Origin of the sequence: Rhizobium sp. BK275 (assembly GCF_014193555.1) — a bacterium.
Lineage (GTDB): Bacteria > Pseudomonadota > Alphaproteobacteria > Rhizobiales > Rhizobiaceae > Rhizobium.
Genome location: NZ_JACHZL010000002.1, coordinates 236,515 through 259,912, shown reverse-complemented (window position 1 = coordinate 259,912; position 23,398 = coordinate 236,515). Strand labels below are relative to the sequence as shown.

Annotated in this window: 23 protein-coding genes; 19 read left to right on the top strand and 4 right to left on the bottom strand. The window is 60.4% G+C overall.

The annotated features are described in order from the left end of the window. The first annotated feature begins 250 nt into the window (after window positions 1-250). The 5 genes from FHT82_RS07160 to FHT82_RS07140 all read left to right on the top strand — a co-directional run bounded on the left by FHT82_RS07160 (window position 251) and on the right by FHT82_RS07140 (window position 5,214). Window positions 251-943, top strand: coding sequence for a glutathione S-transferase family protein (locus FHT82_RS07160; protein ID WP_113298271.1), 693 nt, complete (start codon window positions 251-253; stop codon window positions 941-943). A gap of 12 nt (window positions 944-955) precedes the next feature. Further along, window positions 956-2,116, top strand: coding sequence for a tRNA epoxyqueuosine(34) reductase QueG (gene queG, locus FHT82_RS07155; RefSeq protein ID WP_183727790.1), 1,161 nt, complete (start codon window positions 956-958; stop codon window positions 2,114-2,116). Continuing rightward, window positions 2,116-2,985, top strand: coding sequence for an SDR family oxidoreductase (locus FHT82_RS07150; protein WP_183727788.1), 870 nt, complete (start codon window positions 2,116-2,118; stop codon window positions 2,983-2,985). Before queG ends, FHT82_RS07150 begins: the two co-directional genes overlap by 1 nt. 408 nt (window positions 2,986-3,393) lie before the next feature. Further along, window positions 3,394-3,756 (top strand): septal ring lytic transglycosylase RlpA family protein, encoded by a 363-nt coding sequence (locus FHT82_RS07145; protein ID WP_183727787.1) that lies wholly within the window; start codon window positions 3,394-3,396, stop codon window positions 3,754-3,756. Between the two features lie 168 nt (window positions 3,757-3,924). Beyond that, window positions 3,925-5,214 (top strand): RsmB/NOP family class I SAM-dependent RNA methyltransferase, encoded by a 1,290-nt coding sequence (locus FHT82_RS07140; RefSeq protein WP_183727785.1) that lies wholly within the window; start codon window positions 3,925-3,927, stop codon window positions 5,212-5,214. 3 nt (window positions 5,215-5,217) lie between these two features. Here the strand turns inward: FHT82_RS07140 and FHT82_RS07135 are convergent, their stop codons facing one another. After that, the gene (locus FHT82_RS07135; protein WP_183727783.1) at window positions 5,218-5,727 is read right to left on the bottom strand and encodes an HPP family protein; all 510 of its coding nucleotides are present in this window, start codon (window positions 5,725-5,727) and stop codon (window positions 5,218-5,220) included. Between the two features lie 233 nt (window positions 5,728-5,960). Here FHT82_RS07135 and FHT82_RS07130 point away from each other — a divergent pair, with 233 nt between their 5' ends. The 4 genes from FHT82_RS07130 to FHT82_RS07115 are packed head-to-tail and all read left to right on the top strand — an operon-like array spanning window position 5,961 to window position 11,032. Then, a complete protein-coding gene (locus tag FHT82_RS07130; protein WP_183727781.1) occupies window positions 5,961-7,238 on the top strand; it encodes an imelysin family protein in 1,278 nt (425 codons plus the stop codon). A 47-nt stretch (window positions 7,239-7,285) separates the two neighbouring features. After that, complete coding sequence (locus FHT82_RS07125) at window positions 7,286-8,824, top strand: di-heme oxidoredictase family protein (RefSeq protein ID WP_183727780.1); 1,539 nt, start codon at window positions 7,286-7,288, stop codon at window positions 8,822-8,824. Further along, entirely contained in the window at window positions 8,824-9,927 is a 1,104-nt protein-coding gene (locus FHT82_RS07120; RefSeq protein WP_183727778.1) for an imelysin family protein, read from the top strand. Before FHT82_RS07125 ends, FHT82_RS07120 begins: the two co-directional genes overlap by 1 nt. Before the next feature lie 4 nt (window positions 9,928-9,931). After that, entirely contained in the window at window positions 9,932-11,032 is a 1,101-nt protein-coding gene (locus tag FHT82_RS07115) for a DUF1513 domain-containing protein (protein WP_183727776.1), read from the top strand. Here the strand turns inward: FHT82_RS07115 and FHT82_RS07110 are convergent. Further along, window positions 11,011-12,090 (bottom strand): DUF2252 family protein, encoded by a 1,080-nt coding sequence (locus FHT82_RS07110; protein WP_183727774.1) that lies wholly within the window; start codon window positions 12,088-12,090, stop codon window positions 11,011-11,013. The two genes, FHT82_RS07115 and FHT82_RS07110, sit on opposite strands and share 22 nt — an antisense overlap. A 231-nt stretch (window positions 12,091-12,321) precedes the next feature. On the opposite strand from FHT82_RS07110, the gene FHT82_RS07105 reads away from it, so the two are divergent. From FHT82_RS07105 to guaA, 3 genes are all read left to right on the top strand, one after another. Next, the gene (locus FHT82_RS07105; RefSeq protein WP_183727772.1) at window positions 12,322-12,771 is read left to right on the top strand and encodes a PaaI family thioesterase; all 450 of its coding nucleotides are present in this window, start codon (window positions 12,322-12,324) and stop codon (window positions 12,769-12,771) included. Further along, entirely contained in the window at window positions 12,768-13,406 is a 639-nt protein-coding gene (locus tag FHT82_RS07100) for a 5'-methylthioadenosine/S-adenosylhomocysteine nucleosidase (RefSeq protein WP_183727770.1), read from the top strand. Before FHT82_RS07105 ends, FHT82_RS07100 begins: the two co-directional genes overlap by 4 nt. A 193-nt stretch (window positions 13,407-13,599) precedes the next feature. Continuing rightward, window positions 13,600-15,162, top strand: coding sequence for a glutamine-hydrolyzing GMP synthase (gene guaA, locus FHT82_RS07095; RefSeq protein ID WP_183727768.1), 1,563 nt, complete (start codon window positions 13,600-13,602; stop codon window positions 15,160-15,162). A gap of 145 nt (window positions 15,163-15,307) precedes the next feature. On the opposite strand, the gene FHT82_RS07090 is transcribed toward guaA, so the two are convergent. Then, entirely contained in the window at window positions 15,308-15,955 is a 648-nt protein-coding gene (locus tag FHT82_RS07090; protein WP_183727766.1) for a TetR/AcrR family transcriptional regulator, read from the bottom strand. A gap of 107 nt (window positions 15,956-16,062) precedes the next feature. Here FHT82_RS07090 and FHT82_RS07085 point away from each other — a divergent pair, with 107 nt between their 5' ends. Together FHT82_RS07085 and FHT82_RS07080 are read left to right on the top strand one after the other, a co-directional pair. Next, the gene (locus tag FHT82_RS07085; RefSeq protein WP_183727764.1) at window positions 16,063-16,956 is read left to right on the top strand and encodes an NAD(P)/FAD-dependent oxidoreductase; all 894 of its coding nucleotides are present in this window, start codon (window positions 16,063-16,065) and stop codon (window positions 16,954-16,956) included. A 21-nt stretch (window positions 16,957-16,977) separates the two neighbouring features. Beyond that, window positions 16,978-17,451, top strand: coding sequence for an isoprenylcysteine carboxylmethyltransferase family protein (locus FHT82_RS07080; RefSeq protein ID WP_183727762.1), 474 nt, complete (start codon window positions 16,978-16,980; stop codon window positions 17,449-17,451). A gap of 364 nt (window positions 17,452-17,815) precedes the next feature. Here FHT82_RS07080 and FHT82_RS07075 read toward each other — a convergent pair whose 3' ends face one another. Then, on the bottom strand, window positions 17,816-18,403 hold the full coding sequence (locus FHT82_RS07075) for a hypothetical protein (RefSeq protein WP_183727760.1): 588 nt from the start codon (window positions 18,401-18,403) through the stop codon (window positions 17,816-17,818). A gap of 302 nt (window positions 18,404-18,705) precedes the next feature. Here FHT82_RS07075 and FHT82_RS07070 point away from each other — a divergent pair, with 302 nt between their 5' ends. From FHT82_RS07070 to phnX, 5 genes are all read left to right on the top strand, one after another. Next, window positions 18,706-19,425: a ParA family protein gene (locus FHT82_RS07070; RefSeq protein WP_183727758.1), complete on the top strand. Its 720-nt coding sequence runs from the start codon at window positions 18,706-18,708 to the stop codon at window positions 19,423-19,425. Window positions 19,426-19,686: 261 nt separating this feature from the next. Beyond that, window positions 19,687-20,208 carry a 2'-5' RNA ligase family protein gene (locus tag FHT82_RS07065; protein ID WP_183727756.1) on the top strand — a complete coding sequence of 174 codons (522 nt, stop codon included), beginning with the start codon at window positions 19,687-19,689 and terminating at the stop codon, window positions 20,206-20,208. A gap of 69 nt (window positions 20,209-20,277) precedes the next feature. After that, window positions 20,278-21,339 (top strand): succinylglutamate desuccinylase/aspartoacylase family protein, encoded by a 1,062-nt coding sequence (locus tag FHT82_RS07060; protein ID WP_183727754.1) that lies wholly within the window; start codon window positions 20,278-20,280, stop codon window positions 21,337-21,339. A gap of 103 nt (window positions 21,340-21,442) precedes the next feature. After that, entirely contained in the window at window positions 21,443-22,573 is a 1,131-nt protein-coding gene (locus FHT82_RS07055; RefSeq protein ID WP_183727752.1) for a TIGR03364 family FAD-dependent oxidoreductase, read from the top strand. After that, window positions 22,570-23,349, top strand: coding sequence for a phosphonoacetaldehyde hydrolase (gene phnX / locus FHT82_RS07050; RefSeq protein WP_183727750.1), 780 nt, complete (start codon window positions 22,570-22,572; stop codon window positions 23,347-23,349). The genes FHT82_RS07055 and phnX overlap by 4 nt, the downstream gene beginning before the upstream one ends. Window positions 23,350-23,398: the final 49 nt, after the last annotated feature.

The window sequence follows — 23,398 nt, the reverse complement described above, 5'->3', positions numbered from 1 at the left end:
CTGGAATGGCGGTCAGACTTATATTGCACTGCACAATCATCATTCGCCAGAGCGGGAGGCAAGAAAAGGCGAGAAGGGGGAGTTGCGATGATTCAGGCAGCCATGTTTTGTCCCTCGTCAGGCAGATAGCCCCGATTCGCTTGTATTGGCGGGGCCAAGCTCCTATAGCTTCAACTAATGAGTCATGACTAGGGCGGTATAAGTGGCGCGCCCTTGAACCCATGCACCACAATCAAAAGTCCGAGTATCGATGCCCACGCTTTATCATCATCCCATGTCGTCCGCATCTCGCTTCGTCAGGCTCATTCTGGCGGAATACGGCTATCAGGCGGAGCTGATCGAGGAACAGACCTGGGAGAAGCGCCGGGACTTCCTGGCGCTCAATCCGGCGGGCACGCTGCCTGTCTATGTCGACGACAGCATGCGGGCGCTCTGTGGCGCGACCGTCATTTCCGAATATCTCGACGAGACGCATGGCGTACTAAAGCGCGATCGTCGGCTGCTTGCCGAGGACCCGTTCCAGCGCGCGGAAATCCGCCGCCTGACGGAATGGTTCATGCAGAAGATGGAAAACGACGTCACCAAGCCGCTGGCGCGTGAGCGCGTCTACAAGCTGCAGATGACGGCGGACCAGGGCGGCGGAGCCCCGGATTCCAAGATGTTGCGTACGGCGCGTGCCAATATCCGCCAGCATATGCGTTATCTCACATGGCTTGCAGGCTCGCGCCAATGGCTCGCCGGCGACCGGATGAGCTATGCCGATCTTGCGGCCGCCGCCTCCATCTCCATCCTTGATTATCTCGGTGAGATCGACTGGTCGGAATCGCCGCTTGCCAAGGACTGGTATCAGCGGCTGAAATCGCGCCCCTCCTTCCGCCCGCTTCTGACCGAACGCGTGCGCGGCCTGACGCCGGTTTCCCACTATGCCGACCTGGATTTCTGACGAGGGCTTTTCATGCCCGACGCAAAAATCGATGATATAAAAGAGCGCAAGCGCCGCGACAATTTGACCGCCTTCCTGAAGGCGGAATCACTCGCTCTCGGCTTTGATCTCTGTCGCGTCACCCGTCCGGATTCGATTCCTGACGCAAAGGAGCGGCTCGGCCAGTTCATCGATGCCGGCCGGCATGGAACGATGGAATGGATGGCCGAGACGCGAGAGCGCCGTGGCGATCCACGCACGCTCTGGAGCGATGTGCGCTCGGTCGCGGTCTTCGGCCTCAATTACGGGCCTGAGGAAGATCCGCGCAGCATTCTCGACAAGAAGGACAAGGCGGCGATCTCCGTCTATGCCCGCAATCGCGATTACCATGATGTCATCAAGGGCCGGCTGAAGGAGATCGCCACGCGTTTTGCCGCCAAGGCGGGCGCAGATGTGAAGGTCTTCGTCGATACCGCACCGGTCATGGAAAAGCCGCTGGCGGCAGCGGCCGGGCTTGGCTGGCAGGGCAAACACACCAACCTTCTCAGCCGCGAACATGGCTCCTGGCTTTTCCTCGGCTCGATGTTCACGACCGCCGATCTCAATATAGATATGCCCGAGACGGATCATTGCGGCTCCTGCCGCGCCTGCCTCGATGCCTGCCCGACCGCCGCCTTTCCGGCGCCCTATCAGATCGATGCGCGCCGCTGCATCTCGTATCTGACGATCGAGCACAAGGGACCGATCGATCCTGAATTCCGGCAGCTGATCGGCAATCGCATCTATGGCTGCGACGACTGTCTTGCTGCCTGCCCGTGGAACAAGTTCGCAAGCGAAGCCTCGGAAATGAAGCTGAAGGCACGCGAAGATCTGAAGGAGCCGTCCATCGCCTTCCTTCTCACGCTTGACGATCCGGCCTTTCGCAGCTTCTTCAGCGGCTCGCCGGTCAAGCGCATCGGCCGCGACCGCTTCATCCGCAATGTACTGATCGCCGCCGGCAATTCCGGTGAGCGCAGCCTCATCGAGCAATGTCGCATTCTGGCCACCGATGCCTCGCCTGCCGTGCGCGGCATGGCGGTCTGGGCATTGTCGCGGCTCATGAAGGCTGGCGAATTCGACATCTTTGCCGCACAAAGGGAAAGTGAGTCGGACGAGGATGTCCTCGGCGAGTGGCGAATGGCAGGAGTAAGCTGATGCATGTGATGATCTTTGGCTGCGGTTATTCCGGTACAGCAATCGCCAAGGCCTTTGGTGAGAGCGGCGTGCGCACCTCCGGCACGACCCGTTCTCCGGAAAAAGCCGGAGAACTGCGGAGAGCCGGGATTGAAGCCTTCCTTTTTGATGGCGAGACCTTGAGCGCCGAGCTGCAGGCTGCCATGGCAGACGTTACTCATCTCGTCCAGTCGATTGCGCCGCGCGACACCGATCCGCTGCTTGCATTGCTTGGTCAGGATGGCGCGGCACTTCTGCCGAAGCTCCAATGGATCGGCTATCTCTCCACCGTCGGCGTCTATGGCGATCATAAGGGCGGCTGGGTGACGGAAGAAGCCCTTTGCGTTCCGGTCTCCGGCCGCTCGAAGGAACGGTTGGAAGCTGAGGAGGCCTGGCTGGCACTTGGACACGCCCGCGGCGTGCCGGCCGCAATTTTGCGTCTCTCAGGTATCTATGGGCCGGGACGCAACGCTTTCGTCAATCTCGATCGCGGTACGGCGCGTCGTATCATCAAGAAGGAGCAGGTCTTCAACCGCATCCGCGTCGAAGACATCGGCGCTTCCACCCGCTTTCTGTCGGAGCACGCGCTCGGCGGCATCTATAATGTCACTGACGATCAGCCCGGTCCGCCGCAGGACGTCATCGTCGAAGCGGCTCGCCTGATGGGCGTCGAGCCGCCGCCGGAACAGGCTTTCGAGACGGCAGAGATGACGGCTATGGCCCGCTCTTTCTATGGTGAGAACAAGCGGGTTTCGAATGCCAAATTGAAGGCTGCGGGCTTCCGTTTTGCCTTCCCGAACTATCCGATGTCGCTCGCCCAACTCTGGCAAAATGGCCATTGGAGAGGTTGAAGACACCCTCTCATTCGGGTGAGGGGGTTATAGCCCATAAAGAGTAGAAATTTCCTACTTTCTAATTTTTGGGAACTGAATTTCGCTCCGCATTATGGTTAACGGCCCCTAAATTTGCGCAAATATGGCGTCAAATATGGCAAGCGGAGAAAAAAAATTTTGTGATTTCCAGTGACTATCGATTGTTTACCGTTTATCCGAAAAAATTATTCGGATTTGAACTGATTTTATTATGTTTTTCCAAACCTTGCGAAAGCGGTGTCCTGCTACCGCAATGTTATTGAGATCACAAATATTACAGAACGTAATGTTCCGTGATCGTCATCGGCACTTTTTCGCCACTTTTCCCCGGATTGAAGCCCCACCGCCTGCGAAGGCGCAAGTTCAATAGTTGAGGGACAATCCGTTTTGAAGAAAATCTGCCGTTCTCTAATCACCACCGCGGCCATTGCAGCATGTTCTTTCGTCCTTCCGGCGGAAGGGTTTGCTGCTAACGGATGTGGCGGTGCTTCGTGGTACGCACTTCGCTCCAAAACTGCTTCCGGGGAACGCATGAACCCGGCCATCTATACTGCCGCACATCGCTCTCTGGCGTTCGGCACCAAGGTGAAGGTCACCAACCGCAACAACGGCCGCAGCGTCGTCGTTCGCATCAATGATCGTGGTCCGTTTATCCGTGGCCGCGTGCTCGATCTGTCGCGCGCTGCTGCACAGAATATCGGCATGGTCTCCTCGGGCACTGCGAAGGTCTGCTACGAAGTCATCAGCTGAGGCCAAGTCCTCCGCACAATCCCTGCGCCGGATGCGGCGCTTGCTCTTGCCGTCAATCGCGGGTAACCACGCGGTTGAGACTTGTGAACAATCCGCCCTGCCGATCAGGTCTCCGAGGGCTCATTTTGCGCGGATCGTTCACCAGACAAGGCAACAGGAGAAGTTTGAATGCGTTTGGGCGGCCGCCTCGAAGGGGCGATTTCGGTTCTGGCTGATATCGACGCCCGTAAAAGGCCTGTCGCCGATGCACTAAAGGACTGGGGCCTCGCCCACCGTTTCGCCGGCTCCGGCGACCGGGCGGCGATCGGCAACATCGTCTATGACGCGCTGCGCATGCGGCTCTCCCATGCCTATCTGATGGACGACGACAGCGCCGTTGCCATTGCGCATGCCGTCATGTTCCGCCAGTGGGGTTTTACGCCGGAAACGCTGGCTGCGGAACTCGCCGACGACAAGTTCGCACCGACGCCGCTTTCGGCCGAGGCGCTCGCGGCCTTCGAAAACCGCTCTCTTTCCGATGCGGCCCCGCATGTGCAGGGCGATATTCCCGAATGGGTTCAATCCTCCTTCGAACAGGCTTTCGGTGACAACTGGCTTTCCGAAGCACAGGCGCTTGCCGGGCGCCCGACGCTTGATCTGCGCGCCAATATCCTGAAGGCCACCCGCGAAAAGGCCGTCAAGGCGCTGGAACGCGCCGGTGCCAATAAAGCGAAGATCGCACGCTACGGCATCCGGATTCCCGCCGGCGAGGGTGCCTCACGCTTGCCCAACGTGACGGCCGAGCTTTCGTTCCAGAAAGGTTGGTTCGAGGTTCAGGACGAGGGATCGCAGATCGTTGCCGATCTCGTGCTGCCTAGCGATGGCGAGCAGGTGCTGGATTACTGCGCCGGCGGCGGCGGCAAGACGCTCGCCATGGCGGCCACCATGCACAACAAGGGCCAGGTCCACGCGTATGATGCAGACCGCAAGCGGCTTGCGCCGATCATCGAGCGGCTGAAGCGCGCCGGCACACGCAACGTTCAGGTCCATGACGATATCAGAGGCCTGTCCGGCCTGCGCGACCGCTGCGACAAGGTTTTGGTCGATGCGCCCTGCACCGGCACGGGCACGTGGCGCCGCCGCCCGGATACGAAATGGCGGCTGACCGCCAAGAACCTCGACGAACGCACCGCCCAGCAGCAGGATGCGCTGAAACAGGCAAGCGGCTTCGTGCGCCCCGGCGGCGAACTCATCTACGTGACCTGCTCGGTGCTGCCGCAGGAAAACGAAGTACAGGTGCGGCGCTTTGCCGCCGACAACGGCGATTTCGAAATCGTCGGTGCTCTGCCTGCCTGGGATAGCCTGTTCGGCGAGGAGAGCACACGCCCGCGCTCTTCCGACGGCAAGACGATCACCCTGACGCCGGCCTCGACGGATACTGACGGCTTCTTCTTCTGCCGCCTCAAAAGGAAAGGCTGAGCCTTACGGCGACGGCGCCCGGAGCGGATATTGATGCCGCGGCGGGATGAGATGGTGCACGACGGCGATCGCAACCAGCAGAACGCCACCGAGCAGCACGACTGCAAACAGCGTCAATCCGCCGAGATGCGAGCCGAGAGCAACAAGCGGCACGGCACCTGCCGGCGGATGCGTGACCCTCAGCGCCAGCATGGCGGCGATCGCGATGCCGACGGCGATTGCCGCGACCCACCATAGACCCGGAAAGAAGAAAGCGGCTGCGGCACCGACTGCAGCAGCAAGGACATAACCGCCGATGACATTGGCCGGTTGGGCAAGCGGGCTCTTCGGTTGTCCGAAGATCAGCACCGCCGTTGCGCCGAAGGGCGCGATCAGCAGCGGAATGCCTGTCGTGATGGCAAGTGTACCGACTGAAACCATGCCTATAACGGCGCCAATTCCAGACTTGAGGTGCGCATGGAATGCGCCCTTCGGTTCGTGGCGATGAATGAAATGCCTGATGTGATGACGCATGAAGGCCGGTCGGATGAGGGAGTATTCGGCGGGTCAGATGAAGGATTGAGCAGAGTGCGCGATAAATAGCGCGCGTCATGCCGAATTTTCAAGCAAATGCTTTTCAAACAGACAGAATGATCGCGGAAATCCATCCTTAAAACCATTCCAAACTAGAGTGTTTGACACCAGTTTGCTTTTGGGCGAAGAGACGAACGGCGGATTCAGACGGAAATCCGTCACAGGAGAGGATTATGAAGCTCAACCGCACATTCCGAGCAGCCGCGCTGGCGATTGCCCCCGCCGCCCTGCTCGCCCTTCCCGCGCATGCGGCAACCGACGCAGCCGCTGTCGTGAAACACTATGCCGAAATCGCTCATGCCAAGTACGAAGACTCGCTGACGACAGCCAAGGCGCTCGACGCGGCCATCGACACGTTTCTTAAGACGCCTGATGATAAGACGCTGAAGGCTGCCAAGGACGCATGGATCAAGGCGCGTGTTCCCTACCAGCAGACCGAAGTTTACCGTTTCGGCAACCCAGTTGTCGACGACTGGGAGGGCAAGGTCAACGCGTGGCCGCTCGATGAAGGCCTGATCGATTACGTGGATCCCTCCTACGGCACGGAAAGCGACGAGAACTCTCTCTATGTCGCCAATGTCATCGCCAACAAGACGATCAAGATCGACGGCAAGGATGTCGATGCTTCCAGGCTGACGCCGGAATTCCTCTCCGGCACGCTGGCCGAGGCCGGCGGTATCGAAGCCAATGTCGCGACCGGCTACCATGCCATCGAATTCCTGCTCTGGGGCCAGGACCTGCATGGCACGGGGCCAGGTGCGGGCGAGCGTCCTGCCAGCGATTACGATCTGAAGAATTGCACACATGGCAATTGCGACCGCCGCGCCGAATATCTGAAGTCGGCTTCCACGCTGCTCGTTTCCGACCTGCAGGAAATGACCGACGACTGGGCAGCGGATGGCGAAGCCACCAAGCATGTCGAAGCCGATCCGAAGGCTGGCCTCGTCGCCATCCTGACGGGCATGGGTTCGCTCTCCTACGGTGAGCTCGCCGGCGAACGCATGAAGCTCGGCCTGCTGCTGCACGATCCGGAAGAAGAGCACGATTGCTTCTCCGACAACACCTACAACTCGCACCTGAACGATGCGATCGGCATCGCTGCCGCCTATACGGGCGAATACAGCCGCGTCGACGGCACCAAGATGACCGGCCCGTCGTTACACGACCTCGTTGCCGCCAAGGACAAGGCTCTCGACGCCGAGATGACCGGCAAGCTCAATAAGACGCTGGATGCCATGCACGCCATGGCCAAGCGCGGCGAGACAGTCGAGAAGTACGACCAGATGATCGGCGAGGGCAACAAGGAAGGCAACGCTGTCGTCCAGGCTGCCATCGACGGTCTCATCGACCAGACGAAGTCGGTCCAGCGCGTTATTGCCGCACTTGACCTCGGCACTGTCGAGCTTGAAGGTTCCGACAGCCTGGATAATCCTAACGCTGTCTTCAAATAAGCAAAAAGGCGGGCCGCTCTGAAACCGGAGCGGCCCGGACCCTTGAAATGTCGCATAACCCGGCCCGCCGTCTCCTTGTCAGCGCAGCTTTCTGCGCCTCGCTTGCCGGGCTTCCCGTCGCAATCGCCGGCGCCTTCGATCTTCCGACCACACGGACCGATCTTTCCGATGCCGACCTGAAGCGCGTCGCCGATATCGTCAGGCCGGCGCATGATTTCAGCAAGGCCGAGTCCTACGAAGCCATGCAGGCAGGTGCGGCAACATCCATCGATCCGGTCAACGAAGACAGCTTCTCGCATATCTCGGCCAATATCCCCTTCGAGGAAGAACAGAATTTCCGGCTCGGCAATGCGCTCTTCCGCAAGCTCTGGGTTTCCGCGCCCTCGTCTACGCAGGCATCTGATGGGCTCGGCCCGCTCTTCAACGCCCGTTCCTGCATGAGCTGCCACGCCAATGACGGTCGCGGCAAACCGCCGGAGGGTGGTCCAAGCGCTACCTCGATGGTCCTGCGCATTGCCCGTGCAGCGAAGACAGCGGAGGAAGAAAAAGCAATCGCCGACGCCGATATCGTCAATTTCCCCGATCCTATTTACGGCCACCAACTTCAGGACCTCGCGGTTCCGGGGCTTGCCGCCGAAGGCAAGGTTGCTGTCACCTATATCGAGGAGACCGTCACGCTTGCGGGCGGGGAGACGGTTAGCCTGCGCAGACCCGCTTATTCCGCCAAGGATCTCGCCTACGGGCCGCTCGATCCGGCAACAACGATCTCAGCACGCGTCGCCCCGGCGATGATCGGCCTCGGGCTGATCGAGGCAATTCCCGCGGCGGATATTCTCGCGCATGCCGATCCCGATGATCTCGATCACGACGGCATATCCGGCAAGGCCGCCATCGTACGCGACCATCGCACCGGCGAGATCACGCTCGGTCGTTTCGGCTGGAAGGCGCAGAACGCCAATGTGCGCGATCAGAGCGCCGACGCCTTCTCCAACGATATCGGCATTTCGACACCGGACAAACCAGATGCCCATGGCGATTGCACCGCGGCTGAGACAAAGTGCCTCGCCATGCCTGATGGCGTACAGAAACGCCTCGGCAACGAGGAAGCGCCCGGCCCGGTACTCGATCTCGTCACCTTCTATTCCGAGAACCTCGCGGCACCGGCCCGCCGCAAGGCAAGCTTTGCCGGCACGCTGCGTGGTAAGCAGCTTTTCTACGATTCGGGCTGCATTTCCTGCCATGTTCCGAAGTTCGTCACCCGACGCGATACGGCTGAGAAGGCGCAATCCTTCCAGCTCATCTGGCCCTATTCCGATTTCCTGCTGCACGACATGGGCGACGATCTGGCCGACGGACAGCAAGTGGGGCTTGCAAGCGGACGTGAATGGCGCACGCCACCGCTATGGGGTATAGGACTGACCCGGACTGTCAGCGGACACAGCTTCTTCCTGCACGACGGCCGCGCCAGAAATCTCACCGAAGCAATTCTCTGGCATGGCGGCGAAGCTGAAAAAGCCCGCAACACATTCTCCTCGCTGTCAAAAGACGATAGAGAGGCCCTGATTACATTCCTGGAGTCACTCTGATGCGCCCCTGGCACACCCTCCTTTGCCTCGCCTTGACCGGCCTTGCCACATCGGCTGCCGCCCAGAGCGCCGCGCCGCCCGCTTCGGGCCTCAACGAGGATGCCGTGCCATCGGTCATGCAGCGTGCCGTCGATGAGGTCATTCGGCCCGGCTACCGCAACATGCAGCAATCGGCCGCACGCCTGACGACCGCCATGAACGACCTCTGCGCTTTCGGTACGCAGCAGACGCTCGACCGCGCCAAGTCCGCCTTCGACGATACGATCCGCTACTGGTCGACGATCGAGATCGTGCAGACCGGCCCTGTCATCCAGGACAATCTCTTCGAGCACATCCTCTTCTATCCCGACCGCAAGGGTGTCGGCCTCAAGCAGGTTCAGGCGCTGATCGCCAAGGCCGATCCGAAGGACGCGACCGTCGATGCCATCGCCGGCAAGAGTGTGGCCTTGCAGGGCCTGACCGCGCTGGAATATGTGCTTTACGGCAATGGTTCCGACGACCTGATCAACCAGAAGGGTGGCTTCCGCTGCCTCTACGGCCAGGCGGTCGCCGGCAATATCCAGCGCGAGGCTGGCGAAGTCGTCGCGGCCTGGGAGAAGCCTGACGGCGTGCAGGCGAGCTGGAAGCATCCCGGACCGCAGAGCGACGATTTCATGGATAACAAGGAGGCTGTCACCGCCCTTCTCGGTATCCTCGTCCATGGTGCTGAAAATGTCCGCGACCAGCGGCTGGAGCAGTTCTACAAGGGCAAGGATACGCCTGCCCGCCCGCGCATGGCGATCTACTGGCGTTCGAAGAATACCTGGAAGTCCATGGCCGCCAATCTTGAGGGCATCCGAACGCTCTGGCAGAAGGCCGGCATGGCCGAGTTGCTGCCGCCGGAAAAGAAGCAGATTGCCGATGCGATCGACACCAAGCTCAAGACGATCATCGACAGCGTCTCCAAGCTGAACCCGGATATCGAAGTCGCCGTCAGCGATGCGGAAAAGGCCAAGCTCGATACGCTGCTGACGGAAAGCCGCGACCTCATCACCACGATCAGCGACCAGTATGGCGCCGCGATCGGCCTTTCGGCGGGCTTCTCCTTCTCGGACGGAGACTGAGCCGATGTGGCGCAACGCCGCCATCGACCGACGCGGCTTCATCAAGGCCGCCGGCATCGGCTTCCTGGCCGCGCTGAAGCCACAGGCGCTGTTGGCGCTCGACCGCGCGGATGCAGTCTATGCCTCTGGCATCCGTGCTGCCAACGGCTCCTTTGCCGTGGCGACGGTCACCGAACGCGGGGAGATCGTCGATCAGGTGGTGCTTCCCGCCCGCGCCCATGGTATGGCCCATTGCAGCGCAACTGGGCACACAGTCGCCTTCGCCCGCCGGCCCGGCACTTTCGCCATGATCTTCGATCCCTGGAACAAGGGCGAACCCATCGTCATCACCTCGCCGGAAGGCCGGCATTTCTACGGCCACGGTGCCTTTTCGCCGGATGGGCGGCTGCTCTATGCCAGCGAGAACGACTTCGACAACAACAGGGGCATGATCGGCCTCTACGACGCGACGAATCGTTTCGTCCGCATCGGCGAATATGAAACCTATGGCGTCGGCCCGCATGACATGACGGTTTCCGATGACGGCCGCATGCTGATCGTCGCCAATGGCGGCATCGAGACCCATCCGGACTTTGGCCGCACCAAGCTCAATGTCGGCAATATGCAGCCGTCGCTGGCGCTCGTCGATGCGTCGACCGGCGCACTGATCGAAAAACATGCGCTGCCGCCGCAATGGTCGTCAGTCTCGACGCGGCATGTCGATATCGATGCCAGCGGCCGCATCTGGTTTGCCTGCCAGTACGAGGGGCACCGCAGGGATCTGCCGCCGCTCGTCGGCCATTTCGCCAAGGGCGAGGATCTTGTTTTCATCGATCTGCCCGAGGAGACGACACGGCGGCTTGCCAACTATGTCGGTGCGATCGCGGTCAACCGGAAGGACGGGCTCGTCGGCGTCACCTCGCCGATCGCCGGTGCGTCCGTCACCATCGATGCGAAAACGGGCAAGGTGCTGCGCGAGGAAAGCATTCCCGATGCCGCCGGCATTGCGCCTGCTCCCAGTGGCTTTGCCGTTTCATCCTATGACGGCGACTTCCTTTCGACCCATAGCGATGTCGCATGGGACCAGCATATCGTGCGCATCGCTCAACAAGCTTTGCTGCGGTAAGCCTTCCAGTCCCTTTCAATGGCTTCCGCTGCTGCCCGTGCTGCCTCGTAGAGCCAATCCTGGCCGCGGGAACGCAGATCATTGCGAATTGCCGCAGCACTTGCTGCGTCATCTGAATGACAGTTGGCGATCTCGAAGCCCATCAATTCCAGCATTGAACCGTTCAACAGGGTCTTGGCATCGGTCTTGATCTCGATCTTGCGGCTGTTCGGCGAAAGCCTGCGAACGAGAATTCGACCGGTCACCATGAAATGGGAATCGGGGCTGCGCATCCGCCCGGCGGCGATGACCCCCGTTCTGATGACGTGATCTCCGGACCTTGCCAGCGACCAGGCGGAGGGCACTAGCGCCTTGGCTTCACGCAGCACGGGTCCGCCGCGCCACTCCTTCACATAGGCGACGAAACGCGGCCGCCCGAGACTTCCTGTCCCCTTCGTCACCGGCACCGGCGTGACACTTCCCGAACCTTTCGGCAGAGCATTTTTCAAGGCCTCGACAAAACGGCCGGGTGCCGGCTTTTTGCCGGGCTTACGCTTGTCGCATTTTTTCCAGAAGTTTTTCCGCTCATCCTCCGAAAGCAAAAGTTTATCGCGGAGCCAAGGATGATCGCGCTCCAGGATGATCGGAGCCGGGTGATCGAGGCCGCGCACATAGCCGGCGAGGATGAGCTCGGCGATCGCCCTGCCGGAAATCCCGTCGTCCGGCTGAGCCAGAACGGCGCTCGCCACCAGCCGCACGAGATCCAGCCCATAGGGCATGATCACCGCGTCATCGAAATCATTGGCGCCCCAGACGAGCCGCCCCTCGATATCCCGCCAGGTGCCGAAATTCTCCAGATGCGTGTCGCCGATCGACAGCACTTGCGGCATGTCGGCAAGCTCCGGCCTGACGTCGTAGATGATCTCCGCCCAACGCCAGTAGGTTGCGCGCAAGAAGACGAAGGCGTCCTCGCACATCTTCCGGTGTTTCTCGTCAATATCGTCCTGCACGAACTCGCCCTGCAGCTCGTTTGCCAGCCACGCCTCGTAATCGCTCATAGATTGAGAAAACGTTTTCATTAGCTCGCCCTCAGGTTTGATTGATCATAATCCTGTTGAGCGTCATTCAGAAGAGATCCCGTGGCAAAATAAGCAAAAGCGATTCTCAACCGCAAGAGATTGCGCGGACAAACATCCGACAGGCCACGTGATCGAAAAGCCGTAGCTTGAGACAAAAGCTCAGTGAGCCGGATTGCAATCTTGTCGAATCCGCCCGGCCATGCCACTTTCGCGGCGGTGAGAGGGACTGCGATGAACGACACCGACAGGGGCGATTTCCGGGAACGGATCCGCCAGAATTTTTCCCGCCAGGCGGCCATGCATACGATCGGCGCGGAGCTGACGCGCGTCGAGCACGGCATGGTGGAAATCGAACTTCCCTTCGACGTCAAACTGACACAGCAGCACGGCATTTTGCACGCGGGCATCATTTCCGCGGCGCTCGATTCGGCCTGCGGTTTTGCCGCCTATAGTGTTATCGATGTCGATGCCTCGATCCTCACGATCGAGTTCAAGGTCAACCTCATGTCGCCGGGGCGCGGCGAGCGCTTCCTCTTCAGGGGCGAGATCACCAAGCCCGGCTCCAACATCATCGTCGCCGATGGGCGAGGTTATGCGATCAGCGACGGGCCGGCCAAGCTCATCGCGTCCATGACCGGGACGATGATGGTCATTCGCGGAAGAGAGGGAATTACGGGATGAAATTCGAACTGAAGTCGGTCGCAGGCAAGTCCATCCTGTTCGTCATGGCCGCGGAGGCCGAATATGGTCCCTTCCTGCGTTCGCGTATCGAGCCGCTGATGACCGGCGTTGGCCCTGTCGAGGCTGCAATCGCGATCTCCAAGTCGCTCTCCCGTCTCGATGCGTCCGACGATCTGCCCGATCTGGTCGTCTCGCTCGGCTCTGCCGGTTCGGCGCGCCTGCAGCAGACCGAAGTCTATCAGGTCACCGCCGTCTCCTATCGTGACATGGACGCCTCACCGCTCGGCTTCGAAAAGGGCAAGACGCCGTTTCTCGACCTGCCGGCCGATCTCGAACTGCCGCTGCGTATTCCCGGCATTCCCGAGGCCACCCTTTCCACCGGCGGCAACGTCGTCTCGGGTGCCGCCTACGCCAATATCACAGCCGACATGGTCGACATGGAGACCTATGCCGTGCTGCGCGCCTGCCAGGGATACAAACTGCCGCTGATCGGCCTTCGCGGCATTTCCGACGGCGCGGTCGAGCTGCAGCATATTTCCGGCTGGACCGAATATCTGCATATCGTCGACCGCAAGCTTTCCTACGCCGTCGACAGCCTGTTTACCGCTTTGGAAGACGGCGTTTTCTGGTTCTGAAGCATGTCGCGCAAAAGTGTGCCGCGGCTTTACGATAATGACATGCGAAGACAAAAGCTTGAAGCGTGGCAGCGAATTTGAACGATCGCGACACGCTTCAAGCGCTGAGAACAGGGACAATCGGGACAATAAAACCCGGCTGCGGCCGAATTCCCGGATTGCAAGAAGAGGCGCTTTTCATTAAAGGCTCGCCATGACCCAGACAGCACATCCCGATAGCGTTCTCATCGTCGATTTCGGCAGCCAGGTGACCCAGCTCATCGCACGACGCGTGCGCGAAACTGGTGTCTATTGCGAGATCGTTCCCTTCCAGTCTGCCGAGGAGGGCTTCAGGCGCCTTCAGCCGAAAGCCGTGATCCTGTCCGGCAGCCCGGCCTCGACGGTCGATGAAGGATCGCCCCGGGCGCCGCAGGTCATCTTCGACAGCGGCCTTCCGGTCTTCGGCATCTGCTATGGCCAGCAGACGATGTGCATGCAGCTCGGCGGCATGGTGGAAAGCGGTCATCACCGCGAATTCGGCCGTGCATTCCTCGAGGTCGATGAGGACTGCGCCTTGTTCGAAGGCCTCTGGTCCAAGGGTTCGCGCCATCAGGTCTGGATGAGCCACGGCGACCGCGTGACGAAACTGCCCGAGGGCTTCGAGGTTGTCGCAACCTCGTCCAACGCGCCTTACGCCTTCATTGCCGACGAGAAACGCAAATATTACGGCGTGCAGTTCCATCCGGAAGTCGTGCATACCCCCGATGGCGCCAAGCTGATCGCGAATTTCATCCACAACATCGCCGGCATCCAGGGGGACTGGACCATGTCCGCCTACCGCCAGAAGGCTGTCGAGGACATCCGCCGCCAAGTCGGCGACAAGCGCGTCATCTGCGCGCTATCAGGCGGCGTGGATTCCTCGGTTGCAGCCTTGCTCATTCACGAAGCCGTCGGCGACCAGTTGACCTGCATCCTCGTCGACCACGGCCTTATGCGCAAGGACGAGGCCGCAGGCGTCGTCGCCATGTTCCGCGAGCACTACAATCTGCACCTGATCCATGTCGACGCCGCCGACCGCTTCATCGGCGAGCTCGAAGGCGTTTCCGACCCGGAAACCAAGCGCAAGATCATCGGCCGCCTATTCATCGAGACTTTCGAGGACGAGGCGAAGAAGCTCGGCGGCGCCGATTTCCTCGGCCAGGGCACGCTCTATCCCGATGTGATCGAATCGGTCTCCTTCACCGGCGGCCCTTCCGTCACCATCAAGTCGCACCACAATGTCGGCGGCCTGCCGGAGCGCATGAAGATGCAGCTCGTCGAGCCGCTGCGCGAACTCTTCAAGGATGAAGTACGCGCTCTCGGCAAGGAACTCGGCCTGCCGGACAGCTTTATCGGCCGTCATCCCTTCCCGGGTCCAGGCCTTGCCATCCGCTGCCCAGGCGGCATCACCCGCGAGAAGCTCGATATCCTGCGCGAAGCCGATGCGATCTATCTCGACGAGATCCGCAAGGCCGGTCTCTACGATGCGATCTGGCAGGCTTTCGCCGTGCTGCTGCCCGTCCAGACCGTCGGCGTCATGGGCGACGGCCGCACCTATGAATTCGTCTGCGCACTGCGCGCCGTGACCTCCGTCGACGGCATGACGGCGGATTTCTACCACTACGACATGGAATTCCTCGGCCGGGCCGCCACCCGCATCATCAACGAAGTCCGCGGCATCAACCGCGTGGTCTACGATGTGACGAGCAAGCCGCCGGGCACGATCGAATGGGAGTGAGGGGGAACGGTGGTGATCGCGCAGTCTAAGCGCCAATTTTCGCTGCCGTGTCTGTTTCATCCATTTGGGCTGTGTTTGAATGGCGCCTCCCAAAAAAGCGGGCGTTATTGGTTGCTCGCCGCCCTCCTTCGCGGCCTCGTCTAGGCTATCCGCCCGCGTGGTCGTTGCCACCGTGCGCGGCGATGAACATGGCAACAGCTGACCGGCAATAGGATTCGATTTCGTTGTCGTCCTCTGCTCTCGCCTGATCGAAGCGTGCGATAGTCAGGAGATCGGATCCTTTGAAAAGCGCGGCAAACAAGCGGGCGGACCGGTGAGGATCGGGCACGTTCAGAACCGCCTTCGCATGCAATTGACGCAACAGGGCCTCGATTTGGGCGATGATGTGGGCGGGGCCGGCTTCATAATGGAGCTTGCTCAACGACTTTTGACTCGTCACGTCGGCCATGACCATGGCTTCGACACTGCGCACGTCCGGGCGCAACAGCGTGCGAAGCAGCGATGATCCCACCGCCATGAGCTGATCTTCGGCCGAACCGTCGACGCCTTCAAAAAGCGCCTGTGGTATTAACTGCTGGCAGCGGGCCGCAAACGCCGCGCCAAACAGAGCCTCCTTGTTCTCGAAGTGCCTGTAAATGCTGAGCTTGGATATCTTCGCTCGCTGGGCGACCTTGTCCAATGTCGTCGCTTGAAAACCCAATTCTGCAAAGAGTTCGCCCGCGGCGTCGACTATGGTTTGGCCAAGCGCCTCGTTGATGGGCCGGCCACGCCGGCCCTGGCTGTTTTCGGTCACGACAATTCCAGTCCTTGACAGTATCCTAATTCCTGAATTACGATACCATACAGTTTCTAAAATGTGCAAGCTAGGCCCAGCCCAACCACAACACGGAGCCCATCGCCATGGATGACGTCATCATCATCGGCGGCAGCTTTGCCGGCCTCGCCGGCGCCCTGCAGCTCGGCCGTGCCCGCCGCAAGGTCACCGTTCTCGATACCGGCCTGCCACGCAACCGCTTCGCCGGCCGCTCGCATGGTCTGCTCGGCCACGATCACAAGCCACCGCTGGACATCCTGGCCGAGGCGCGGCAGCAGTTGGCGCGCTATCCCACGATCAGGCTGGTCAATGTCCGGGCCGACAGCATCTCTGGTACCATCGACAATTTCTCGGTCCTCACTGGCGATGGCGCAAGCCTTGGGGCGCGCCGTCTGATCCTGAGTTATGGCGTCGCCGACCAGATGCCTGATGTTCCGGGCTTTGCCGAAGGCTGGGGCACGTCCATCGTGCCCTGTCCCTATTGCGACGGCTTTGAAGTCGCCGGCCAGCATTGGGGCCTCGTCTGGTCCGGCCCGCAGTCGCACAATCAGGTCAAGCTGTTCCACGATTGGACCGACAGGTTGACGCTCTTTGCCGATGGTCACGACATTCCTTCCGATATCCGGGCCGATCTGGCGCGTCGCAACATACCTGTCGTCGAGGGCCGGATCACCGAGATCGCCCGTCACGGGGGCCATAGCGCCACCGTCAAGCTCGATACCGGCCCCGATGTCGCGGTCGACATCCTGTTCGCGCATCCGCGCAACAAGCCGTCCGCAAGCCTGCATGAATCACTGGGTCTCGCCACGGTCGATACGCCCCTCGGCATCGCCCTCAAGGTCGACGAGCGCCGCGAAACCAGCATGCCCGGCATCTACGCCGCCGGCGACCTCGCCAACCTCGGCATGCCCTCGGTCACCACGGCATCATGGCAAGGCGCGATGGCGGGTATCTTCGCCCAGCAGTCGATGCTAGTTTGAGAGCATAGATTGGAGATGAGCATGGCCGTCGAACCGGACAGTGCGGGTGTGCGCTTCCCTCCGCCCTTCGTCTATCTGGGAGCGCTGCTGTTGGGGCTGGCGGCGGAGCGGTTCGTCACCCTGCGCTCTTTCGGCATCGACTGGCGGTTGCTGGCCGCGACGGGCGCGCTGCTGTTCGTTGCCGGCGCGGGGATGATGCTTGCGGCGGCGGGGCTGTTCCGGCGGCTTGGCACCAACGTTCCGCCGTGGCAACCAACGACCCTTATCGCAACGACCGGTCCTTATCGGTGGACCCGCAATCCCATGTATCTCGGCATGGCACTTGTCTATGCCGGCCTTGCGATCGGCTTCGACGGGCCGATCGCCTTCGCCTTGCTCCCGTTGGTGCTGATCGCGATCCAGACGCAGGTGATCGTCCGCGAGGAGCGCTATCTCGAAGCGAAGTTCGGCGACGACTACCGCCGCTACAAGGCCAAGGTTCGCCGCTGGCTCTGACTATTCCGCCGCTGCCGCCTGCGGGGCCTTCTGATAAACCAGCACCGGCTTCCTTGCCGCGAGCTATCATATTCTGAAGGTTGCGGCCGGTGTCACGGAACGCGGACCCTCTCTCCCCTGAGAGGCGTCTTTGGCCGGTCAGTGGGTCCGGAAAGGCGATCGACTTCGATAGATGCCGAAACCGCACAAAAAATTTTCGTGCTATTTTTCCCCTTTGAAATCAAAACTGTAACATTTTGACGGCCCATGGGTCGGCTTTTCGCGCGGCACGAAAAAACCTAGCTATATCAAGGACCTAACTAGATTTGGAACAATCGAGTGGGAGTGACGGGCGCGCGCTGTCATTTCGATGAATTTGGTGTTCTCAATTTTGATATAGGTCGATTTCTATCGAGAGATCAGTGAGCCAATTCGAGAAATCCTCGATCACGAAGTAAAGACTCCGTAAATCCAGGCACTCTGTGGCAATTCGAATAGGAGAGCCGTCCAGCTCGGTCGAATAGCGGAAGGTTATCGAACGCGGGTCGATAGAAGCCAGTTCAACTATGCGCGCGAGCATATGCTCCAAACAGCATTTGGCATCGCTATCAAAATTGCTTGTGGCGTTTCGAAACGCTTCAACAAGCACATATAGGTCGTGCCCAGCACCTTTGGGAATTTCTCCGCCTGCATATTGGATGTGCCACTTAAGTGCGACTTCAACAGCGTGGCGAAAATTAAATAGCGCGGGAAAAATCAAGGTGCTGGCCAACAATGGCGTTAGTAGCATCTCTCGAAGCAAGATCAGACTTGCGTTGAGATAACCTGCCCAAATTCTACTCTCTCGCCATCTGTCTTCGAATGGAAACTCAATAGCGATGCCACCTATCTTCGGTGGCGCAAGTAACCGCGCGTCAGTATCCTTTTGAAACTCAAGATAAAGTTCGATTTCCTCTTCGTCACTTGCAGACATCACCACACACCAAAGGTCGTTGACTATTTTTGCCGTAGACGCGTTGCCACAAAATACAGCCAAGCCAGCCTGCTGAGTGATTTTAACGCCTTAAAGTTCGGTAAGCACAGCGGCTCGCTGCCGCTGGTCGACTAAGAATTGCACCCAGAAAAAATCAACCTCGGACAGCAAGGTAAAACAGCGCCACACAAGGTTGCTGTTTGACCTTTTCACCTCATCACTGTGAAAGCCGCTGTTCCTTAAAGCCCGAGACGCGCCTCCCAGGGATGATCGCCGCCAACTCATCAACCCGAGGTAAGTCGATGCCAATCATTACATTTGCGAATACGAAAGGGGGCGCCGGCAAGACGACGGTCGCTCTCGTTCTTGCCACAGAACTGGCTCGCCGTGGCCATCGCGTTTCCGTTCTGGATGCCGATCCGCAGCAATGGGCCAGCCGCTGGCACTGTCTGTCCGGTGAAGCAGCCGAATTCGCCGTGATCTCCAATGTCGCGGAAGATACGATCGAACAGCAGATCAAGGATCTCAAGAAGCGCGGCGGTTATATCATCGTCGACCTGCCGGCCGGCATGAGCCCGTTGATGGCGAAGGCCATCGGCTTTTCCGATCATGTGATGGTTCCGGTGCAGGGCTGCGCCATGGATGCCGTCGGCGGCGCGCAGGTGCTGGAGATCATGAAGCAGCTTGCTTCCCAGCACGATATCCGCATCCCGCATTCGGTCGTGCTGACCCGCATCAGCTCGATCATCACCACGCGTGCGCTCTTGGCCGTCAAGGGACTGCTAGCACAGCAGCAGGTGAACGTCATCGATACGGCACTGATCGAACGCGCCGCATACCGCGACATGTTCGTCTCCGGCGGCAGCCTCTATACGATGGATCCTGCCCGCGTCAGCAACCTCGACAAGGCACAGGGCAATGCTCGCATGCTGGCGGATGACATTCTTCGTCTCGTGCCGCCGAAGGCCGCGCGCGCCAAGTCTTCCAAGAAGGCAACTGACGTCGTCAAGAACGCTGCTTAAGACGTGCAGTCCCCCGTTCATTCGATGTTGCAAACGGCTGCCTTTCGGTAGCCGTTTGTGTTTCGAGCATAACGTTTGCGATAAATGTTCTTGTTTTGTTCTTTACAAAAAGATCAACTTCGGTAAGCTCCTCCTTGTACAACAAGGAGGCGGGCGATGCAGTCCGTAGTTCAAATGCCTCATTTTCCACTCGATCCGAATGGCTCAGGTCTCCGGAAGAAATCCAGTCCCGTTGGGGAACGTCACCACAGATTGTTCTTCATGCTTCGCCCGACCATCGAAGCGGCATCCGAAGCGCTGGAGATCGCTCAAGCCCGTCGCTACGCCCATTCGCTGACCGGACCTTCGCGGCCCCGCGAGCTGCTTCATGTCACGCTGAATGGCATCGGCGCTTACCGCAGGCTACCACAGGATATCGTGTTCGGCGCAGAACAGGTTGCCGCGACAGTGCGCGCCCGGCCGTTCGATCTCGTGCTCGATGAAGTCATGAGCTTCAGCCATCCAGGCGAACCGCAGGCCTTCGTCATCTCCAGCAGGCGGGAAAACGAGGCGCTGCAGGATCTTCGTCGCCAAATCCAGGAGGGCTTATACGAGGCTGGATTGCCCTATAACCTCGGTGGCCATCTGACGCCGCACATGACGCTCCTCTACGATCGCAAGACCGTTCTGCCTGAAAAGCTTAACCGGCCAGTGCAGTGGAATATTCGCGAATTCCTGCTGATCCATAGCATCTATGGAAAGAGCGAGCACAACGTCGTCGGCCGTTGGCCGCTGCTCGGCTGAGCCGCGCTTGCGCCTTGGATGGGGATTCGCATAAGACTTCCCACCCAATACGAAATGCGGAGCAAGACAGTGGACGTTTCAGAGATCATCATCCCCGGCGATACGCCCGGCATCGAATGGCGGCTGCCGGTCATGCGTTTCAAGGGAAATGATCCTGCCGCGCCCAAGGTCTATATCCAGGCCGCACTGCACGCGAACGAACTGCCGGGAACGGCGCTGGCGCATTTCCTCTGCGGTAAGCTGCGGCAGGCCGAAAGCGAAGGGCGGATCACCGGCGATATCGCGCTCGTGCCCCAGGCAAACCCGATCGGAGCGGCACAATCGCATTTCGGCGAACTGCAAGGCAGGTTCGATCTCGGTTCGAGGACCAACTTCAACCGCGACTTTCCGCTGATCTCCGTCCGTGACCGGCCAGAACTCATTGACGAGCTTGATAAATATCCGGCTGCCGATCGCCTGAAGCGGGAGCTGATCCATATGGCGCTCGGCGCCAATCTGGTGATCGACCTGCATTGCGACGATGAATCGCTGCAGTACGCCTATATCGACGAAGCCTTCTGGCCGGAAGCGGCAGATCTTGCGAGCGCGCTCGAAATGGAAGCGGTGCTGCTTTCGGATGGTGAGAGCTCAGCCTTCGAAGAAGCGGTCGGCTTCGCCTGGAAATATGAGGTGCCGGGCGAGCGCAAGGCGAGGCTTCCGGGCAAGCTCTCTGTGACGGTGGAACTGCGCGGCCGGCGCGATGTCTATCCTGGCATGGCCGACAAAGACGCCGAAGGTCTTCTGCAGTTCCTAATCGGGCGCGGTGTCGTCAGTGGCAAAGCGGCCGGAGATGCTTCCTTCTCCGGGCCGGCCGTGCCGCTCGACAATGTCGAGATCGTACGCGCGCCGCAGGGCGGCACCGTGCTGTTTCACCGCAATATCGGCGAGCGCGTTTCGGAAGGAGAGCTTCTGGCCACGATCGTCACCCGCCCGGGCTTTGCCGAAGGCGATATCGATATCCGCGCGCCACAGGACGGGCTGCTGCTCACCCGCACGTCCGATCGGCTCGTACGCCGGCGTGGCGACTTGATGAAGATCGCGGCCGACCAACCGAGCAAGGCAACGCGAAAGGCCGGTACGCTGGAAGACTGACCGGCGTTCTTTTCCACATGCGCATGTAAGGCCCCGCGCAACTGTCACACAGGCTTCAAGAAAATCCGCCAAGCCGTGGCAGACATGTTGCGAAGGAGCTTTCATGCCGCATTACGACATTGCGATCGTCGGCGCGGGTATTGTTGGGCTGGCGCATGCGCTGGCGGCGGCAAAGCGCGGCAAACGGGTCGTCGTTATTGACCGCGACGCACAGGCAAATGGCGCCTCGGTGCGCAATTTCGGCTTTGTGACGGTGACTGGCCAGCAGGCCGGCGACTGCTGGGACATGGCACGCCAGGCCCGTGATATCTGGGCCGAGATTGTCGACGATGCCGGCATCGACGTCCTGCAGCGCGGGCTGCTGCTTGCTGCGAGGCTCGACGAATCCGAGGCCGTGATCGATGCCTTCCTGCGCACAGAGATGGGCGAAGGCTGCGAAAGACTGACGCTCGACGAGGCGCGGCGGCTCGTGCCGGCACTGCGGCCGGAAGCGGGGCGTTTCACGCTCTACAGCCCGCATGAACTGCGCGTCGAATCCCGTACGGCCATTCCGCTGCTCGCCCGTTATCTCGAAGTCAAATATGACATCGAGTTCCGCCGCTCGACAGCAGTGAATGCTGTCGCGCCGCCGCGGATAGAAACGTCAACCGGCCTCATCGAGGCGGAGACGGTGGTCGTCTGCCCCGGCGACGATTTCAAGAGCCTGTTTGCGGACCGGATTGCGGCCTACAACGTCACGCGCTGCAAGCTGCAGATGATGCGTGTCGTGCCGGCTCAGCGGGTTTCGCTGAGCACTGCCGTCATGTCCGATCTCGGGCTTGGGCGTTATCTCGGCTATGCCGAATTGCCCGAAGCGACGGCCCTGAAGGCGCGGCTCGACCGGGAATTCAAGCCGGAGCGGGAAAACGGCATCCACCTGATCGTCACGCAATCGGAGGATGGCTCGCTGATCGTCGGCGACAGTCATCATTACTCCGAAACGCCCGATCCTTTCGGTCTCGAGCGGGTCGACCGGCTGACCCTCGACGAGATGGACGCCGTGCTCAATCTGCCGGGACGCTTCATCACCGAGCGCTGGATCGGCACCTATGCCTCCGCCCCGGACCGCTGGCGCTTCACGGACAAACCTTCCGACGCCTTACGCGTCGTCGTCATCACCGCGGGCTGCGGTGCTTCGACCGCCTTCGGCATCGGCGAGGAAACCATCGAGGATCTTTACGGGAGCGCAGCATGAGGCAATTCAAGGCAGTGATCTTCGACTGGGCCGGCACGATGATCGATTTCGGCTCTTTCGCACCGATGGGCGCCTTTGTGGGAACCTTCGGCAAATTCGGCGTCGAGGTGACGATCGCCGACGCCCGCAAGCCGATGGGGCTTCCGAAGCGGGCGCATATTGCCGCGATGCTGGCCGAGCCGCATATCGCTGCCCGCTGGCAGTCGGCACAAGGCGTGCTTCCGGACGAGGCGGCGATCGATAAGGTCTACGAGCTCTTCGTGCCGCTGAACGAAGCTGTCGTGGCCGACTATTGCACGCTGGTGCCGGGCGCGATCAAGACGATCGAATACCTGCGCGAGCGGCAGATGAAGATCGGCTCGACGACAGGCTATACACGCTCGATCATGGAGCGCGTGCTGCCGCTTGCCGCCGAACAGGGTTATGCGCCCGACAATCTGATCTGCGCCGACGATCTGCCGCTTGGCCGGCCGACGCCGATCGGTATGTATAAGTGCTTCCTCGACCTGATGGTCTATCCGGCCTCTGCCGTCCTGAAGGTCGATGACACTGAACCCGGCATTGCCGAGGGTGCTGCCGCAGGATGCGTAACCGTTGGCGTGACGCTCTCGGGCAACGAGGCGGGGCTGACACCTGAAGAGGCGGATGCGCTTTCGCAAGAGGCGCGTGCCGCGTTGCACAAACGGATCGGCGAGAAGCTGATTGCCGCCGGCGCCGACTACGTCATCGAGACCGTGGCCGACCTGCCAGCCCTTATGGAAGAGCTTGAGGGATAAAGGACTGACGGCGTTTGCAGCGCTCATCCAGCGTGGTATCTCCCTTAGG